Raw genomic sequence first — 18,368 nt, forward strand, 5'->3', positions numbered from 1 at the left:
ATCGAGTCGCCAAACACTTGACCGACCTCACTGCACGGTCTCCCGCGCAGCATCTTTCATTTTCCGGGGTGCCGCCACGCCTGCATGCTCGTTAGAAGCGCCCAATCAAAGACACCCCCAGCATCGCCGCCGGATCCTGATCCTCCTCGAAGAGTCGTCGACCCTTCTCGTCCTCGACCTTCAAGGTAGTCCCGGTCGCTGCCCCGGCATAGAGCTTGAAGCTCAGGTTCTCGGTCAGGTCGCGCCCGAGCTGGACGAAGACGGGGATGAATCGGTGCTCGCCGACGCCGTCGGGAAAGGGGCCGTCGGAGTCGAGTCGAAAGCGATAGGAGCGGTAGGCCGCGCCGACGCCTGCGGTCCAGCCCGAATCGAGCGCATAGGACAGCTCCAACCCCGCGGGACCGGCCGGGCCGGCCGGGAAGGGGTTGGTGAGGCGCAAGCGATCGTTGATGCGCCAGTCGATGATCAGGAAGGGGAATGCACTCGTCTCCTCGATCCGCTCGAAGACGCCGACGCCCAGGCCGAGGGTCAGATCGGGCCGCACGGCGCGCGATACCGAGGCCGTGGCGCCGTATTCCAGCGCGTCCGAGACGCTCGCGCCGGATTCGCCGGCATACTCGATCGTCGGTGTCAGACCCAGCCGCCAGCCGCTCTCGGTCGTGAAACCGTAGGGTACGGAGACACCCGCTCGGTAGAGTCTGTCCCAAGGCTGCGCGCCGCCGAATCCGAGTGGCTTGTCGAAGTGCCAATCCTCGTAGTCGAGGCGCAGCCGCACGCCCAGCGACGACTGCTCATCGAGCGCCCAATTCGTTCCGAGCGACATGAGCACCGCGGCATAGGCGGCATCCCCGCCGGAATCCAGATCGCTGTCGAATTGAACGACCGGAGCGACGGAAAAGCTGACACCCGGAGGCGCTTGCGCCATGGAGACAGCGGCAACCCCGGTCGACAGCACGGCGGCACAGGCGACACGGACGAGGCAAGGCGCTGGCATCGGAGACACTCCTTTGGATAATCGATGGACGGGGGGCGGAAAAGCCGAGACCATAGCATCCCGAGATCGAGCCGGATAGGACGCCAACCGGACGATCCCCAGGACAATTCAGAGGAATGATGTCTCCGCAAGTGCTCGGGCCCTTGCGCGTCTATGTCCGCGCCTTCACCGGCTACGGCGACAGCTTGATCGACTACAACTGGAAGCAAAATACGATCGGAATCGGCTTGGCGTTGAACGATATCCTCTGAGCGGCATCGCTCGCACGCGACAAGCCTTGCCGAGACGGGTTCGCGGCGGTTGGAGTGTCGTCGACGCGTGAGTTTCTACTCGGCGCCGCCGTCTGCATCCCGGGCAGTCGCCGCCGTGCTGCTGACGCTGCCGGAGCACGCCCCGATCTTGGCCCCGTTGGTAGCGAAGAACCTTCCCCCACCGCCATGCGCAATCCGGCGACCGGCGCGCTGCTGGCCCATCGCGCCATCGACACCCTGGACATCGCCCTGCCGGCGCACCGGATCCTGGATGCGGACCGACTGCCGCCCGCAGTCATCGGATACGTTCGAGTATCATGGTTTGCGCTTGTTCGCGCCCGCTCGATCCTTGATCATCCGTCCATATTTTGCAGTCCCATCCGAGATCGCCGTTCAACATTCAACCGGAGATGTTCTTGTGAAAGTTTTGATTTCACCCCGTTGCGGCGACAAGACGCGCCTGGTCTTCGGGACCGGCGCATCCTTGCCCCGTGCCGTCGTGCTCCCGGCGATTCTCGCGCTGCTCACCGCGTGCCAGCCTGTCGAAGAGTCGCAACCCATCGCCGAGCCCATCCGCCCGGTGCGGGTCGTGACGGTCGAGGAGTTGCCGGGCGGCGAGACCGTAACTCTGACCGGCAACATCCAGGCGCAGGATGACGTGGCCCTTGCCTTTCGAGTCGGCGGACAATTGATCGAGCGCACCGTCAGCGTCGGCGATCAGGTTCGCGCGGGGCAGATCGTCGCCCGTCTCGACGCGGTCAACGAGCGCAATGCGATCGACGCGGCGCGGGCGAATCTGGCCGCCGCGATGGCGCGGCTGGTCGAGGCGCGCAATACGGTGGAGCGGTACGAACCGATGCTGTCACGTGGCTTCGTCGCCCGCGCTCAATTCGACCGCGCCGTCGAGGCACGCGACGCCGCCCAGGCTCAAGTGGAGGCGGCCGAGGCCCAGGTCAGGACGGCCGAGAACCAGCTTGGATTCACGACCCTGATCGCCGACGGGCCGGGCATCGTCACCGCCCGCGGCGCGGAGCCGGGCGAGGTGGTTGCGGCCGGGCGCATGGTCGTGCAGCTCGCCCGCGAGGGCGGACGCGATGCGGTCTTCGACGTGCCGGGGCGGGTGATCGAGGCGGCTTCCGCCGATGACGAGGTGACCGTTGCACTGAGCACCGATCCCAAGGTCAGCACCACCGGTCGGGTCCGCGAGGTCTCGCCCCAAGCGGATCCGGTGACCCGGACATTCAAGGTTCGCGTGGGCCTCGCCAGTCCGCCGGAGGCGATGCGGCTCGGCTCCACCGTGACCGGCAGCATCCTGCTCGGCGGGGTCGCGGGGATCGCCATTCCGACCTCGGCGCTCACCTCGTCCCAAGGCGCGCCTGCGGTCTGGACCCTGGATCCGGAGTCGAGCACCGTGGCCTTGCGCAATGTCGACGTGGCAAGCTTTGAGCTGGATCGGGTGCTGATCTCCGAGGGTCTGGCGCCGGGCGAATTGGTGGTGACGGCGGGGGTTCAGACCCTGCGCCCCGGTCAGCAGGTCCGACTGCTCGGGGAGCCGACCCCTAATCCGATCGAAGCCCCGATCGAAGCCCCGACCGGAGATCGGCCATGAGCGGCTTCAATCTCTCCGATTGGGCTATCCGCAACCGTTCGGTCACCATCTTCATCATGCTCGCGGTGCTGGCCGCCGGGGTGAGCTCATTTTACAAGCTCGGCCGTGCGGAAGACCCGCCGTTCACCTTCCGCACCATGGTGGTTAAGGCGATCTGGCCCGGCGCCACCCTCGACGAGACCATCGCGCAGGTCACCGAGCGTCTCGAACGCACCCTGCAGGAGGTTCCGAATCTCGACAACCTGCGCAGCTTCACCCGCGCCGGCACCACCACCATCTTCGTCGACCTGGTCGGGAGCGCGCAGGGACGGGATGTATCGGACACCTGGTACGAGGTGCGCAAAAAGGTCGGCGACATGCGCCACACCCTGCCTCAAGGGATCGTGGGACCCTTTTTCAACGACGAGTTCGGCGACACCTTCGGGATCATCTACGCCTTCACCGCCGATGGCTTCACGCATCGCGAATTGCGCGACGCCGTGGAGGACGCCCGTTCGCAACTCCTCACGGTCCCCGACGTCTCCAAGATCGACATCCTCGGAGCGCAGGACGAGGTCATCTATATCGATTTCTCGGCCGAGCGGCTGGCCGGACTGGGGTTCGATCCCGGCACCCTGATCGCCGCGCTGCGTGCCCAGAACATCGTCAGCCCGGCGGGCATCCTGAGGACCAGCGACGAGTCCATCGCGCTGCGGGTCTCGGGTGCCTTCGGTTCCGAGCGTGATCTCGCCGAGGTCACTTTCGCCGTCGGCGAGCGCATGCTGCGGCTGCGCGACATTGCCGATGTCCGCCGCGGCTTCGCCGATCCCCCCCAACCCATGTTCCGCATCAATGGGGAACCCGCCATCGGGCTTGCCATTGCCATGCGCGACGGCGGCGACACCCTGGCGCTCGGGCGCAATGTCGCCAACGCCATCGCCGACATCCGAGCCGAGCTGCCGCACGGCATCGAGCCACGTCTGGTCGCCGATCAGCCCCTGACGGTGGATCTCGCGATCAACGAATTCACCACCTCGCTGTGGCAGGCGATCGGCATCGTGCTCGTGATCAGCTTCGTCGCGCTGGGCGCGCGCGCCGGCACGGTCGTGGCCATCGCCATTCCGCTCACGCTGGCCGTGGTCTTTCCGATGATGGACATCGTCGACATCGACCTGCAACGGGTCTCTCTCGGCGCGCTCATCATCGCACTCGCCCTCATGGTCGACGACGCCATGACCACCATCGACGCCATGAGCCGCCGTCTGGCCTTGGGCGACGACAGGGCGAGCGCGGCCACCTATGCCTACACACACCTGTCCAAGGCGATGCTCATCGGCACCCTGGTCACCATCGCCGGTTTCGTGCCCATCGGCTTCGCTCAAAGCTCGGCGGGCGAATACACCTTTTCGATCTTCGCGGTCGTGGGCATCGCACTGATCGCCTCTTGGCTCGTTGCAATGGTGTTCGCGCCCCTGATCGGTATGACGCTGCTGCGCCCGCCCAAGGCCGGTGCGAACGACAAGCCGAGCCGCACGGTCGCCATCTACCGGGGTTTTCTGACGCTGGCGATGCGCGCTCGCTGGTTCACCATCGCCCTGACGCTCGCGATCTTCGTCGTCGCCATCGTGGCGCTGGGGCAGGTGCCGCGCCAGTTCTTCCCGTCGTCGGACCGCCCCGAGCTGCTGGTCAACCTGCAGTTGCCGCAGAACGCATCGATCCATGCCACCGAGCGGCTGGTGAATGAGTTCGAGCAGATCCTGCGCGAGGATCCCGACTTCGCGCCCGAGATCGAGCGCTGGAGCACCTACATCGGTCAGGGCGCCATCCGCTTTTATCTGCCGCTGGACGTCCAGTTGGCCAACCCCTTCTTCGCCCAGTCCGTCATCGTGACCAACGACATCGAGGCACGCGAACGACTCCAGCCGCGACTCGAACAACTGCTGGCCGAGCGCTTCCCAGAGGTCGTCGGACGGGTGTCGCCGCTGGAGCTGGGTCCACCGGTCGGCTGGCCTTTGCAATACCGCGTCGTCGGTCCGGACCCGACCGAGCTGCGCGAGATCGCGATGCAGCTCGCGGATCTCGTGGCGGATCACCCCGGATCGCGCCGGGTCAATTTCGACTGGATGGAGCCGGAGCGCGAGCTGCATATCCGCATCGACCAGGAACAGGCGCGTCAGTTGGGCCTGAGCAGCCAGGCGGTGTCTACCGCGCTCAACGCCAATATCTCCGGCACCGGCATTACCCAGGTCCGCGACGACATCTATCTCGTCGATGTGGTCGCACGCGAGCTTGGGGGACAGAGTCTGTCGGTCGAAACCCTGCGCAGCCTGCCGGTCTCGCTACCGAACGGGCGCACCATCCCGCTCAGTCAGTTCGCCGTCTTCGAGTACGGTCAGGACTATCCGCTGGTGTGGCGGCGCGACCGGGTGCCGACCCTGACGGTCCAGGCCGACGTCACGCCGGGGATGCTGCCGGAGACGGTGGTCGCGGATCTCACCGACCCGATCGCCGAGTTGAACGCGACGCTGCCCGCGGGCTATCGCATCGAGCTGGGCGGCGCGGTCGAGGAGAGCACCGAATCGCAAGCCTCGGTCTTCGCCGTGGTGCCGGTGATGATCCTGCTGATGCTGTCCCTGCTGATCTTCCAGCTCAAGAGCTTCGCGCGGCTCTTCATGGTCCTGAGCCTGGTGCCGCTGGGCCTGATCGGCGTGGTCGGCGCCCTGCTGGCCTCCGGCAAGCCGCTCGGCTTCGTCGCCATCCTCGGCATCCTCGCCCTGGTCGGCATGATCGCCAAGAACGCGGTGATCCTGATCGACCAGATCGAAGCCGAGCGGGCGGCCGGCAAGACGGTCTGGGATGCCGTGGTCGAGGCCAGCCTGTCCCGTTTTCGGCCGATCATGCTGACCGCGCTCTCGACCATTCTCGGGATGATCCCGATCGCGCCCACGGTCTTCTGGGGATCGATGGCCTTTGCCATCATGGGCGGCCTCGCCGTCGCCTCGCTGCTCACGCTGGTCTTTCTGCCGACGCTCTATGTGACCTGGTTCGGGGGTGTCGCGCCGAGCCGCGACGCGACCGGCCCGGAACCGCACGCGAGCGGCGCCTAGCGCAATCGATGCCGTCATGTCGCGCACGCGATGTGACGGCCACATCCGTCATGACCGCCGTCGACGACGAGCCCGATCGAGGGCAGAATCTCGCAATGCCCGCCGGATCAAGCCTTTTTGACTCGACCATTCGCCCGGAAGGCGCTCCCTTTACACCCGGCGAGCGCCAGTTGTTGGCAACGTTCGTCGCAAACAGTCTGCATCGGCTCGGCAACGCGTCCATCGAGCGTATCCTGGTATTCGGCAGCCGCGCTCGGGGCGAGGGTGACGAGGACTCGGACCTGGATCTTGCGGTCTTCGTCTCGCGCGATGCGCACCCGTCGATCGCGCGAGACCTGTCCGACATCGCGGAGTCCACGCAAGAGGGCTGGGAGGATCTCCCGCACCTGCGGCCCATCGTCATCCGCGATGGTGACGGTACGAGTCGCCGACTGCTGGACGACATCATGCAAGAGGGGATCGAGCTATGGGCGAAGACGAGCGCTTAAGTGCGGTGACCGATGAGCTGGGGCTGCTGCTCGACGAGTTGCGCAGCTTCCGCGCGAATCGTCAGGTCGGCGTCCATCGCAAGTGCATCTCCAACCTCTATTACGCCGCGTTTCATGCGGTCCGCGCCCTCTTGTTCAGCCATGGGTTGGAGACGAAGACGCATGAGGGTACCCAACGGCTCTTCGCGGCTCACTTCGTCCGATCAGGAGCCTTCGACCGGCAGCACTTGAAGACGCTCGGACAGCTTGAGGCAGATCGACTTCGCGCGGACTACCAAGGCTTTCACCAATTCGATGCCGAGGATGTTGCTCGCGCGCACGCGCCTGTCATGGCGCTCGTCGCCGCTGCGATGGACGATCTCGAGGTTCGCGTACCCGCATCTGTCGAGTCGATCGCGCCGTCGATTCGTGCCGAGATTGCCCGCGACGGTTGATGGACAAAGATGGCCAAATCGCCCCGGCGGCTTGTCCAACCATACCCTGCGGGATTGTTCCGTCTCCTTTCGCGATCCTGCAACCTCGTTCAAGCGTTGTTTGAGTCCGGACCCGGAGCCCTGCCATGTCCCTTCAACCCAAGTCCCCACTCGATTTTGCCGTCTGGCTCGCCGCCGAACGTGCATCGCATCAGGGCCGTACCGAGTATCGCAATGGCGAGGTCTTCGCCATCGATGGCAGTTCGGAGGCGCACAACCTGATCTGCGGAAACCTATTGGGCGAGCTGGGCAATCACTTCAAGGGCCGCCCCTGCTACGTCTACACCAGCGCCATGAAGGTCCGTGTCGAGTCCGCGAATCTCTGCGCCTACCCGGACGTGATGGCGACCTGCGGAGAGCGGCAATTTCTGGATGACCGCCGCGACGTCATCACAAACCCGGCACTCATCGTCGAGGTCCTCTCCGACAGCACCGAGGCCTATGATCGGGGCGACAAATTCGCCTACTACCGGTCCATCCCCAGCCTGCGGGCCTATCTGCTGCTCTCCCAGCACCGGGTGAGCGCCGAGCTCTTCCTGCGCCAGCCGAGTGGTGACTGGCTGCTTTCCGTCTACACAGATCCGAGCGATCGCATCCCTTTGACGGCACTCGACACCGAGCTGTCGCTGGCCGAGGTTTACGACAAGGTCGAGTTTAACCCCGACCATTAGCGTCGGCCCCCGAAGCGCCGATACTTCAGCAGCCACGGCTTCTGCTCAGTAATGATATCGACACTGAACAATGATCAGCGATGAATCCTTGACCCGATAGACCAGCCGGTGCTCGCGATCGATACGCCGGGACCAGTACCCGGACCACTGGTGCTTCAATGGCTCGGGGTCTCCGAGTCCTTGAAAAGGCTGTCGCTGCATGTCCTGGATCAGGGTGTTGATCCGTTTAAGCGTCTTTCTGTCTGTTTCCTGCCAATAAAGATAGTCCTCCCATGCGGGCTCGGCCCAAGCGAGGATCATTCTTCAATCAGCTCATGGTGCTGGAACTTCCCGGCCTCGACCTCGGCGATGGCGCGACTCAGGCGCTCGGCATTTCGAGGACTCGCCATCAGGTAAGCCGTTTCTTCATAAGCATGAAAATCCTCTAAGCTCATGACCACGGCCGGTTTGCCGTTCTGGCGTGTGACCAGGATTGGCGTGTGATCGTCGTTGACCTTGTCGAGCGTGCTGGCAAGGCGGGTTCTGAAGGCCGAGTAGCTGATGGTGTCCATCTTGCGGTGATCTCCGAGGTTGTACGCATTATCGTACTTGTACTTAAGATCGTACGCAACGAGGCAACAAAATGGCCTACTGCACGTCGCGGGCGACTTACGTCGCCCCCGCATCGCGCCTGAAGAGATGGCTACTTCTCCTTCGCATAAGGCCAGGCGACAACACCGCCTTCCATGACCTTCACGTTGTGCCAGCCGTGGGCGTCGAGGATGGCTGCGCCTTCGTAGCCACGCAGCGAGATCCGGCAGTAAAGGATGATCTCCTTGGACTTGTCCTGCGGCAGCTCGGCGAAGCGGTCACGCAATGCGCCGAGCGGGATCAGGGTCTCGCCGATGCCCAGGCGCGTCTCCTCGAACTCCTGGGGGCTGCGGGTATCCAGGATGAAGCAGTCGGCGCCGGTGTCGATGCGGTGCTTGACCTCGCTCGCCGAGAGCCCCTGCATGCGGCCTTGGAGCTTGTTGTCCATGACCTGGGCGGAGCTGATCACGTGATCGATGGCGAGCGAATAGGGCGGGGCATAGGGCAGATCGGCGTTGACCATGTCCTCGACGGTCAGCTTGCCGCGGATCGCCATGGCGACGACCGCCACGCGCTTGCTGACATCGCCGGGGCCGATGCATTGGAAGCCGAGGATGCGCCCGGTCTTGCGGTCGGCGACGAGCTTGCTGATCAGCAGCTTGCCGCTCATGTAGCCGGGAATGTCGAGCCCGGAGATGATCGCCGTCTCGATGTCGTCGAAACCTGCCTCGCCGGCATCCTTGGCCGAGAGTCCGGTAAAGCCGACCGCGTAGTCGAAGATCTTGCAGATGCCGGTCTGGATGATGCCGGGGAAGCTGGCGCTGCCCTCGATCACCAGATTCTGACCGGCGACGCGTCCCTGTAGATTGGCGAGGTCGCCGTAGGGCGCACGCACGGCTTTGCCGCTGATCAGCGAGGTGCACTCCACGCAGTCGCCGACGGCGTAGATGTTCGGGTCGGAGGTCTGCATCTGCGGATTGACGCGGATGCCCCCGACCGAGCCGATCTCGATCCCGGCCGCTTGGGCGAGCTTGATATTGGGTCTGACCCCGACGGCGATCACCGCGACCTCGCAGGGCAGCTCGGTGCCGTTCTCAAGCTTGACGCCGACCAGCTTGCCGTTCTCCCCGAGCAGCTCGGCAACACCGTTGCCGACGATGATGTCGGGGCCGTGCGCGCGGACGTGGTTCTCGACCAACTTCGACAGGTCGGGATCAAGAAACGGCAGGATCTGCCGGGTCTTCTCGATCACGGTCGTGTGAATCCCGGCGAGCCGCAGCGCCTCGCAGACCTCGAAGCCGATCAGGCCGCCGCCGACGACCACGGCTTTGGTTGCCTTCTTCTCGTCGCGGACCGCTCGCAGGGCGTCGGCATCGGCCATCGAATGAAGTGTCGTGACCCCGTCGAGCTCGATGCCCGGCACGGATGGACGCAGCGGTGTCGCGCCCGTGGCGATGACCAGGCGGTCGTAAGGGATGGTGGACTGCTCGCCGGTCGGCAGATCCCGATAGGTGACGGTCTTTGCGACCCGGTCGATCTCGGTTGCCTCGGTACGCACCAAGGCTCGGATGCGCTTGGCCTTGCCGTAGAAGGCCGGGTCACGGACGATGCCCGCCGGTGTGCAGACGAGCATGTTGCGGTCGTCGAAGGTGCCGCCGACATAGTAGGGGAAGCCGCAGGAGGCCATAGACAGATCCGGCTCGCGCTGGATCAGGGTGATCTCGGCATGCTCGTCCATCCGACGGGCCTTGGCGGCGGCCTTGGGGCCGGCGGCTGAGCCGCCGATGACGACGATACGCAGGGGTTGCGACGACATAGATCAGGTCTCTCGGTTGAGCGGGAAGGGGTATGGAGGCGCGGCCGGTCGAATGGGCAATCGGACAAGGCGTCGGAGGGTATCGGGGAGCGGGCGCGCCCGAGCGGCCAACGCGGGCAGTGTGATCCATTCGTAAGCCGTCGGAATTGCGGATCCGCAACAGTCGGCGAGGCGAGCCTGATCTGTGTCAAGCTCGTGGTGGACGGACGCTCTTGCTGTCGGCTAGCGGCGCGGAGGCCGGGCTAGGCGCGCGTGGCAAAACATAATTTTCGGCCAATGGCTTAGCGCGCGCCGTAACCCAACGTTGGCGGTCTGTCGAGAGGGTGGATGTCGGGTTACGCTGCCCTGACCCGATCTCCAGGGAACAAGTGCAGGGTCCTGCGAGGAGCCTCATGCGTGCAGTCGCCGGCGGCTGCACGCCGAGCCCCGGCACGGCCCATAAACTCAGCTGACGGCTTCGGTCTTGCCCCAGGGTACGATCCGATCGATGGCGCCGTCCTTGCGGGCATACTGGTGCCAAAGCGCGGCCAAGATATGCAGACTGATCAGGGCGTAGAAGAAATACTCCATGTAGGGCCCGTGTCCGATCTTGGCGACGTCGTGCAGCCATGGCATGTCGCCGACGAGCGAGGGGATCGGGGTTCCGAAGAAATTCGCCGGAATGTCCTTCGACGCGATGCGAAGATAGCCGCCGATCGGCACCAACAGGGTCGCCAGATTCAGCAGCACATGAGCTACCTTGGCGAGCATGCGGGTGATCCACGGACCGGGCAGTGGCTCGGGCTGGCGCGTCTTCTTCGTCCAGACCAAGCGAAGAATCACGATTACGAACAACAGGATGCCGAGCGACATGTGCAGGTTCAGCCACTCGGTGCGTGCAAGGGATTCCTTTTCAGCCATCTCGCGCAGGAGATTGGTGCCGAGCATGGCAAAGAGCAGGGCGGCGACCACCCAGTGAAAGAGTTGGGAGACGATGCCGTAATGTTCGTCGGGCCGGGTGTTACTCATTGGAGTCTTCCTCTTGAGCTGCGCTTGAGTTGAATGGCGTTCGGACGCCATGCGGCATTGGACTTTGGCCACCGGGCGGACTCGGGTCGTCTGGATTCGTTCGGCCTTCTCTCAATGCCGAGGCGGTCGTGTCGAGGCCGCGTCACGGAGCACGACCGCGCGAGTATCCCCAGAGTTTGTGGGCTTTGCAAACCGGCGCCGTTGCCCGGTGAGCTCGCTGTAGCGTCTGACCCGGGTCGGTCAGGTGCGCGCAACCCCTGCGATGAGCGGTCTCCTATGCGCGACTCCGGGGATCGGCGGTAGACTAAGGCGCCGTGCGGATCGAACCCGTCATTCCGAAATGCGTATCCTGCGTTTCATCCTTCTGACGAGCCTTTGCGTGATTGCTCCGGCCGCTTGGCGGGGCTTCGCCGCACCTACCGACATTGGAGTCGACGCTATGATCGAGCGTGTGCCTGTTGCCGATATCGAGATCGCCTACCGAATCTTCGGTGAGGGGCAAGGCGGGATTCCTCTACTGATGATCCAGGGCTACGGCGGACTCATGGAGATGTGGCCTCCGGCGATCGTCGAGGCTCTGGCGCGGACCCGCCCCGTCATCATCTTCGATAATCGCGGGATGGGATACAGCACCTCCTCGGATCGGGACTATTCGATCGAGCGCTTCACGGACGATACCCATGCCTTGCTGGACGTGCTGCACATCGATCGTGCGCATGTCCTGGGCTGGTCCATGGGGTCTTACATCGCGCAGGAGCTGGCGTTGCGGCATCCGGAGCAGGTCGAGAAGCTGATCCTTTTGTCGGCCTCCTGCGGCGGCGCGGAGGCGGTCTGGCCGGACGAGGCGGTCTGGCGGAGGCTGGTCGATCTGTCCGGCACCCTCGAAGAGCGCATCCGGCGTATGTTCGAGAATCTTTTCCCGACCGACTGGCTGCGGGCGACCCCGGATCCGATGCAGGTGTTTCCGCCGATCAATGCACCGATCGACGATCGGAATCTCATGCGCCAAGCCCAGGCACTGCAAGAGTGGCCTGGCGTTTGTCGCAGGCTGCCCGAGATCGTAGCCCAGACCCTGCTGATGACGGGCACCGAGGATGTCGTCATCCCGGCGCGCAATGCATGGATCATCGGCGAGCACATCGCCGGCGCCTCCGTGATCCAGATCAAGGGCGGCGGACACGGGTTTTTCTATCAGTCGCCCGAGCAGACGGCCAGTTATCTTGCGGCCTTCCTCGACGGGGAACAGGTACACCCGGAGCCGGGCGGGTTCTGAGGCGATTTCCGGGCGTGGGAATCCGGGCCACTGCAGGTAGCGCAGAGGGCGACTAAAGTCGCCCCACATCGCCCCCACATCGTCCCTAGGGCGCCCCTACGTCGCTCCGGGTGGTCGCTCCTTCCGGGAATCACCCGAACCCCGAGCCTTATCCCTCAGCCGCCGATATTCGCTTCCCACCGGGCCCGATAGACAGCGTCCGGCGCTACCACCTTTGTCGTTGCCTCGCTGACGGGGTGGCCTTCGGGTTCGGCGATGCCGATCACGACCCCGCGCCTTCTATCTCCCTGTCGGTGTTCAAGCGTTCTGCCGCTCTTGCGCCCACCTCCGCCCTGACGCCGTTCCCGTTCGAGCGGTGCTTTGCACTTGCCTTCGACGGTCCGGTCTTTTGTTTTTGAAGAAACCTTGAAAATCTTGTATGTTTGTAGATGTTGGTTTGCAAGTATATGAATTCAAATAAAAAGTGATCTTTGTCACAAAAAATCACGGCGAGAGACAAAGGCCCGAGACCGCCTCGATCTCGGTCGACTTTGCGGATCCGACGTGTCTGCTGATTCACGACAGGAGCCTTCAACATCCATGATCATCGCCAGAACCACACTGCTGACACTGCTGACCGGAGCGCTGTGCATCTTCCAAACCGCGTCTTCGGCAAGCGCCTTGTTCGATACGGCCCACTTCTCGGGCTCGGGCAACTGCGCCGCCTGCCACGATGGACTGGTCGACAAGGACGGCAACGACGTCTCCATCGAGGATGAGTGGTCGGCCACCATGATGGCCAACGCGGCGAGAGATCCGCTGTGGCAGGCCAAATTCGCGAGCGAGCTGCGCCGCACCCCGGCTTTGGCGCATGAGCTCAACGCGGTGTGCACACGCTGCCACGCCCCGATGGCCAATGTCGAAGCAGCGGCTTCAAATGACGTCATCGACTTCTTCGACGAGGGTTTCAGCGATCCCGCGCATCCCTATCACGATGCCGCGATGGACGGTGTGAGCTGCACACTTTGCCACCAGATCGCCGACGACGAGACCCTCGGTACCCCGGAGGGATCCTCCGGCAACTTCGTCGTCGACACCACGGTCGACCCTTTCGACCGACCGGCCTTTGGTCCTTATGTTGCGCCCAGGATCGACCCGATGCAGCGATTCTCGGGCTTCACTCCGCAGTACGCCGCGCACATCTCCGACTCCGCCGTCTGTGCCTCCTGCCATGACCTCGCGACGCCCGTGATCGATCTCGACCCCGAGCCCGATATCGACGGAGAGTCGCCGATCCTGACGGGCGGGAGGTTTCACGAGCAAGCCGTCTACACGGAATGGCTGAATAGTGCCTTCGCCGACGGGGAGGTCGAGGCGCAGTCGTGTCAACAGTGTCACATGGCGCGAGCAGACGGCGTCAAGATCGCGAATCGGCCCCGCAATCTCGATGCGCGGAACGACTTTGCCCGCCATGGCTCCTACGGGGGCAACACCCTGGTCTTGGACATCCTCGCCAACAATCGCGAGGCTCTCGGAGTAGGCGAAGGCGACTTTGCCGCAAGCATCGAGGCGACGCGCCGGACGCTGCGCTCGGCCGCGCAGATCGACATCGAAGACATCGCATTGAACGGCGACGAGCTGACTGTTCGGGTTCGCGTCACCAACCACACCGGCCATAAGTTTCCGACCAGCTTTCCCTCGCGCCGCGCCTATATCCATTTCACCGTCACGGACCAGAGTGGCGCCGTGCTGTTCGAGTCCGGTCGTCTGAACCCCGACGGGAGTATTGTCGGCGTGGACTCGGATGCGGGCACCGGTTACGAGCCCCACTACAACGAGATCACAAGCCCGGACCAGGTGCAGGTCTACGAGCCGATCATGGCCGATTTGACCGGCAATCAGACCTATACGTTGCTGCATGCGGCGTCCTATCTGAAGGACAACCGGATTCTTCCGCGCGGCTTCGACAAGACCCAAGTCCCCGACGCCATCGCCGTTAAGGGCGCAGCCGCGGATGACACGGATTTCATCGGCGGGAGTGATCTGGTGACCTACCGCATCGCGCTCGGGACCTTCAACGGCACGCCCTCGGTGTCCCTCGCGCTCAAGTATCAAACCCTGGCCTTCGGCTTTCTGCAAGATCTCGCGGCGGATGCGGACGACCCGGTTGTCGCGCGCTTTCTCGCCTTGTACGACGGGTCCGCGATCCGCGCCGAGACCATTGCCGTTCCAGGGGACAAGTCGCCCGAGCCGGAGCCGCCGATCATCGGCGGACAGCCCCAACCGCCGCGTCCCGGGCCGGGGCCTGGTGGACCCGGAAACGGATACGGCCCGGGAGGCGGTGCCGGAGGGCAATAGCGGGAACCCTGCTCGTCGATGCGCCCCCGAGCATCGGCGAGCGCCCCGGATCCTGTTCTCGCCCCGGTTGCGGTTCAGTCGTTTCTCCGGGTGAGTCAGGCTCATCCGGCCCAATCAAGGCCATTTTCACATCCGCTCATCTCTCTCTGTCCTTGGCGACCTCCCGGTCGTCGAGGCGGCATCTCGACCCGTATCCCGCAATCGCACGTTCCTGCCCACTACGTCTTTCGCCTCGGTTTCTACCGACTCGGATTCGTCGATCGCCCGGAAACTGCGGAGCGTCTCAGCGCAAACTCCGCAGACCTCTACGTATTTGCACGCTGCTGCCTTAACTCGCTCTCTATGCTAGACTTTTTCTGGAAATCGAAGGTCCCGCACGATGACCGGCGACCTGCACATTAGGTTGCTATAACGGGAGTGTGCGTCCCGCAAAGGCTTTGAATGTGAGCCTGGATAAGAGAACGAAGCACGCTTATGAAATCGCCGGAATCGAGTCGAGGAGGGATCGCCGGGTGCCTGAACTGTGCCGCGGCGATGGACATTCGCTGCAAAACGTCACGAGAACGAGCACCCGAACCGGTCGAGAGCGAAACGAGCAGCGACTTGGGCATCCGCGTCCCGCTCCTGCGGGTCACGACCTGTGATTGCGAGCATTGTGGTCTGCGCCGCTTGGCGCTGCTGAAAGGCGCGCGTGCGAGCGATCTGGCGAGATCGACGCGTTGTCTGCGCAATGGACTGTCCATGCGCGGGAGCACCATCTATTCGGCGGGACAGCGCGGCGCGGCGGTGTACACGATCCGGGTCGGCCTCGTCAAGCTCGTATCGGCGGTGCCGGGTCGGGGAACGCGAATCGTCAGACTGCTCGGACGGGGTGCGGCTTTGGGCCTTGAGGTCTTGGGCGGCAGTGCCTACGCTCATTCGGCGGTCGCACTGCGTACGACGAATCTGTGCGAGATTCCGATCTCGGCGATCGACGAGCTAAGCGACCACAATCGCGATGTCACCCGGGGCGTGATGAGCAAATGGAACGACGAGATGACGTCTGCCGACTTCTCGATCGCTCTCCTCGGCTCCGGGACCGTGACCGAGCGTCTCGCCGGGTTGGTGCGGATGATCACCGAGATCTGCGGGGACCGTACCGACGCGGTCGAGCTCCCGTCCGTGGCTGACATGGCGTCGCTTGTCGGCGCTTCGCCCGAGGGTGTGAGCCGCCACATGGCCGAGCTCAAGCGAGCAGGCATCCTGACCCGTCTAGCGCCACGCATCTATCGATGCGATCCGGCGATGTTCGGCGGGTCTGCGGGCGCATCGATCAGTCGCGCGGAAAACCCTCTCCCGAGTCGACCCGTCAACGTCGATTCGACATCATTGAACTGATCGTCGGTCGGCATCTCGAGGTTCCGGCGAGTCGCCAAGCCGCAATCTCGTGCGCTCCGGGACCAACCGGTCATGCGCCTCACCCGCCGGCTTCCGCGGCATTCCGGCAACTCCGCCAATAGCGTCCTACCAAGTCCGCCGTCAGATCCCGAGAGATTTTCGCTCCGCCTGATCCCGCAGGGTTGATTCGACTGACGTGGTCGGTGAATGACCGATTGCGAAGAACGAGGGCAGCTGATCAGGGGACCGAGAAAGCCCCGAGTCTCCAGATCATCGAGTGCGGATCACCAGATCACGATGCTCTGCACGGGATCGGTCACCCGACGCTTGGCCGGGCTGGTGAGGCTCGTCGCCGACATCAGCGGCGACTCCCTCGAATCGATCCAGCTGCCGACGGTCTCCGTGATCGCGGCCCTGATCGGCGCCTCGCCCGAGGCCGTCAGCCGACACATGGCGGATCTCAAGCGGGCAGGCAAACTGACGCATCTTGCGCCACGCCACTATCGATGCGATTCGGCCTGGTTGGCGGATCGCAAGGTACAAGGCCACCGCAGCGTATTCATGATCGGTTGGGAAATTCGATGGCCGAAAGGATGCTCAAGCCCTTGATCAGCAGCCGACGGCAACAGACCCTCTCAACGCGTGATGTTCGGGTTCATGGGTCCCTGACGGGGGCCACCGCCACGACCGGTGGGGCTGCGGCCGAAGCCCTGTCGCTGGCCCCGGTCACCGTAGCCCGGTCCGGCACCCCCATTATCGTCCGGACGTCCCCAGCCTTCACCCGGTGCACCTCGTCCGAAACCGGGACCGCGGGCACCGTAGGTCCGGCCCGCCCCATAACCTGGCCCCGGCCCGTACCCCGGGCCCGGACCATAGCCCGGCCCGCTCCATCCAGCGCCCGGATAGCCGAGTCCGAACCCGGGCCCATAGCCCGGAAAACCCGGCCTGGGGCCATAGCCTGGCCCAGCGGCAAGGACGGGAGCAGCGGCCAGGGCAGTCAAGAGCATCGCCACTCGGATTCTGTTCATCGCAATCTCCTCATTTGACATCTTCACATCTTGAACGCGCGGCCTCCTTCGCCGAGGATTCGGGAAGTGGAGGGCTGGGTTGGAAGCGCCGACACGATCGGGTGCTTCGCCAAGTCTGCGCGACACGAGAGACGGGGAAGGACATAGTCCCAACCCGTCTCGTCTTTACGAGGCGGTATCTCGATGGGCGAGGCTCGCCCGGCCCATCGAAGGACTTCACTTGACTGTCGTAACGGCGGTCGCCAGATCGGGATCCGGGGCGACGTCGGCGATGGTCGCGGCCCAGTTGATGGTCCCCGAGGCCGTCGCCTTATAGGTCGGGAAGGTGAAGCTGGTCGTGCCCCTGCCGTTGTAGTCGTAGACGTTCAGGCTCCACTTGTAGACATCAAACCCGTTTTGGGTGCCCACCACTGTTGCCAAGGCCTGGCCGAGGACGGTGCCCGGGTTCTCCACCGAGAGCGAGATCGAGATGGGCTTGCCCACACTGGCCGACTTGGTCACCTTGAAGGCTGCGATGTCGAGATCGAGCACCGCGTTGCCGGAGATGGTGGCGATGGTCGGGTTGGTGTTGGTGTCGCTCTCGTCGTCCGTCACCGTCAGCCTTACGATGTAGGTGTCCGGCAGCGTGTAGGTGTGCTCAACAGTCGATGCCTCGGTGTAAACCTCGGTCCCATCGCCGAAGTCCCACAGATAGCTCACGATCACGTTGGTTTCGTCACTGTCGTACGACCCGCTGCCGTCGAAGGTGATCGGCACGTTCACGTTGCCTGCATAGGGTCCATTGGGGTCGGCCACCGGCATGCCGTCAATCGGCGGATCGTAAGGCAGCGGCACGCTGGCGGGGACGCTGATCGGGTCGCCTATGGCTAACGAACAGTTCTTCACGTCGGCGGCATAGATCTGGTTGACGGCCCCCTCGGTCCAGCCCGGCTGGGCGTTGGCGTCGATCTCCGCCAAATTGGTGGACGCGGTCGGGTCCCCATCTGAATCCGACTCCTCGATGGCATCCAAGGCGGGGACGATGTTCGCCGGCACACTGCCACCGAACGCCACGCACAGGTCTTTTCCATAGGCGTTGAGGTTGGTGTTCCCGGTACCGTGGCAGATGGCGCAGCTGGCGTTGTCCGTGGTCGAGCCGGCATAAAAGTCCTGCCAAGTCTTGAGATAACTATTCTTGGCTTGGACGGGCGAGAAGGCCGCCAGCACTGCGGCGGTCAGCAGGGCGGACGCCAGGGTCCGCGGTAGAGATGAAGGCGTGTACGACATGGTTCGGTTCCTCCAAGAATCGCTGTTTGATGGATTTCCGCTCCGGCAGGGTCCTGTCGGTTTGTCCGAGGTTCTGCGCGGGGCGGCGGCTGCGATCGGTTGAGGGTTGGGGCCTCCTGCC

Annotated in this window: 16 protein-coding genes; 9 read left to right on the top strand and 7 right to left on the bottom strand. The window is 64.1% G+C overall.

Annotated features, from left to right (window positions below; genetic code table 11):
* Positions 1–91: 91 nt before the first annotated feature.
* On the bottom strand, positions 92–994 hold the full coding sequence (locus BLV04_RS21020; protein ID WP_093037201.1) for a DUF6268 family outer membrane beta-barrel protein: 903 nt from the start codon (positions 992–994) through the stop codon (positions 92–94).
* 116 nt (positions 995–1,110) lie between these two features.
* Between BLV04_RS21020 and BLV04_RS21025 the strand changes: the two genes are divergently transcribed.
* From BLV04_RS21025 to BLV04_RS21055, 6 genes are all read left to right on the top strand, one after another.
* A complete protein-coding gene (locus BLV04_RS21025) occupies positions 1,111–1,245 on the top strand; it encodes a phospholipase A (RefSeq protein ID WP_093037204.1) in 135 nt (44 codons plus the stop codon).
* A gap of 418 nt (positions 1,246–1,663) precedes the next feature.
* Entirely contained in the window at positions 1,664–2,854 is a 1,191-nt protein-coding gene (locus BLV04_RS21035) for an efflux RND transporter periplasmic adaptor subunit (protein WP_245731979.1), read from the top strand.
* Positions 2,851–5,940 carry an efflux RND transporter permease subunit gene (locus BLV04_RS21040; protein ID WP_093037211.1) on the top strand — a complete coding sequence of 1,030 codons (3,090 nt, stop codon included), beginning with the start codon at positions 2,851–2,853 and terminating at the stop codon, positions 5,938–5,940. The genes BLV04_RS21035 and BLV04_RS21040 overlap by 4 nt, the downstream gene beginning before the upstream one ends.
* Positions 5,941–5,990: 50 nt before the next feature.
* The gene (locus BLV04_RS21045) at positions 5,991–6,428 is read left to right on the top strand and encodes a nucleotidyltransferase family protein (protein ID WP_175534735.1); all 438 of its coding nucleotides are present in this window, start codon (positions 5,991–5,993) and stop codon (positions 6,426–6,428) included.
* Positions 6,407–6,862 (top strand): HEPN domain-containing protein, encoded by a 456-nt coding sequence (locus BLV04_RS21050; protein ID WP_093037217.1) that lies wholly within the window; start codon positions 6,407–6,409, stop codon positions 6,860–6,862. The genes BLV04_RS21045 and BLV04_RS21050 overlap by 22 nt, the downstream gene beginning before the upstream one ends.
* A gap of 125 nt (positions 6,863–6,987) precedes the next feature.
* Positions 6,988–7,572 carry a Uma2 family endonuclease gene (locus BLV04_RS21055; RefSeq protein WP_093037219.1) on the top strand — a complete coding sequence of 195 codons (585 nt, stop codon included), beginning with the start codon at positions 6,988–6,990 and terminating at the stop codon, positions 7,570–7,572.
* Between the two features lie 45 nt (positions 7,573–7,617).
* On the opposite strand, the gene BLV04_RS21060 is transcribed toward BLV04_RS21055, so the two are convergent.
* The 4 genes from BLV04_RS21060 to BLV04_RS21075 form a co-directional block, all read right to left on the bottom strand.
* Positions 7,618–7,872, bottom strand: a complete 255-nt coding sequence (locus tag BLV04_RS21060) for a Txe/YoeB family addiction module toxin (RefSeq protein WP_093037223.1) — start codon at positions 7,870–7,872, stop codon at positions 7,618–7,620.
* Positions 7,869–8,123 carry a type II toxin-antitoxin system Phd/YefM family antitoxin gene (locus BLV04_RS21065; protein ID WP_093037228.1) on the bottom strand — a complete coding sequence of 85 codons (255 nt, stop codon included), beginning with the start codon at positions 8,121–8,123 and terminating at the stop codon, positions 7,869–7,871. The genes BLV04_RS21060 and BLV04_RS21065 overlap by 4 nt, the downstream gene beginning before the upstream one ends.
* Before the next feature lie 131 nt (positions 8,124–8,254).
* Positions 8,255–9,958 (bottom strand): FAD-dependent oxidoreductase, encoded by a 1,704-nt coding sequence (locus tag BLV04_RS21070; protein ID WP_093037231.1) that lies wholly within the window; start codon positions 9,956–9,958, stop codon positions 8,255–8,257.
* Positions 9,959–10,402: 444 nt separating this feature from the next.
* Positions 10,403–10,966, bottom strand: a complete 564-nt coding sequence (locus tag BLV04_RS21075) for a cytochrome b (RefSeq protein ID WP_093037234.1) — start codon at positions 10,964–10,966, stop codon at positions 10,403–10,405.
* A 439-nt stretch (positions 10,967–11,405) separates the two neighbouring features.
* Between BLV04_RS21075 and BLV04_RS21080 the strand changes: the two genes are divergently transcribed.
* The 3 genes from BLV04_RS21080 (at position 11,406) to BLV04_RS21095 (ending at position 15,953) form a co-directional block, all read left to right on the top strand.
* A complete protein-coding gene (locus BLV04_RS21080) occupies positions 11,406–12,239 on the top strand; it encodes an alpha/beta fold hydrolase (RefSeq protein ID WP_175534736.1) in 834 nt (277 codons plus the stop codon).
* A 579-nt stretch (positions 12,240–12,818) separates the two neighbouring features.
* Positions 12,819–14,576 (top strand): multiheme c-type cytochrome, encoded by a 1,758-nt coding sequence (locus BLV04_RS21090; protein WP_093037243.1) that lies wholly within the window; start codon positions 12,819–12,821, stop codon positions 14,574–14,576.
* 603 nt (positions 14,577–15,179) lie between these two features.
* On the top strand, positions 15,180–15,953 hold the full coding sequence (locus BLV04_RS21095; RefSeq protein ID WP_175534737.1) for a Crp/Fnr family transcriptional regulator: 774 nt from the start codon (positions 15,180–15,182) through the stop codon (positions 15,951–15,953).
* A 284-nt stretch (positions 15,954–16,237) separates the two neighbouring features.
* On the opposite strand, the gene BLV04_RS25090 is transcribed toward BLV04_RS21095, so the two are convergent.
* A complete protein-coding gene (locus tag BLV04_RS25090) occupies positions 16,238–16,405 on the bottom strand; it encodes a hypothetical protein (protein WP_175534738.1) in 168 nt (55 codons plus the stop codon).
* A 792-nt stretch (positions 16,406–17,197) separates the two neighbouring features.
* Positions 17,198–18,247 (bottom strand): PKD domain-containing protein, encoded by a 1,050-nt coding sequence (locus BLV04_RS21110; protein WP_093037253.1) that lies wholly within the window; start codon positions 18,245–18,247, stop codon positions 17,198–17,200.
* Positions 18,248–18,368: the final 121 nt, after the last annotated feature.

The sequence above is a fragment of the Thiocapsa roseopersicina genome (assembly GCF_900106925.1).
In the GTDB taxonomy this organism is placed as follows: Bacteria; Pseudomonadota; Gammaproteobacteria; order Chromatiales; family Chromatiaceae; genus Thiocapsa; species Thiocapsa roseopersicina.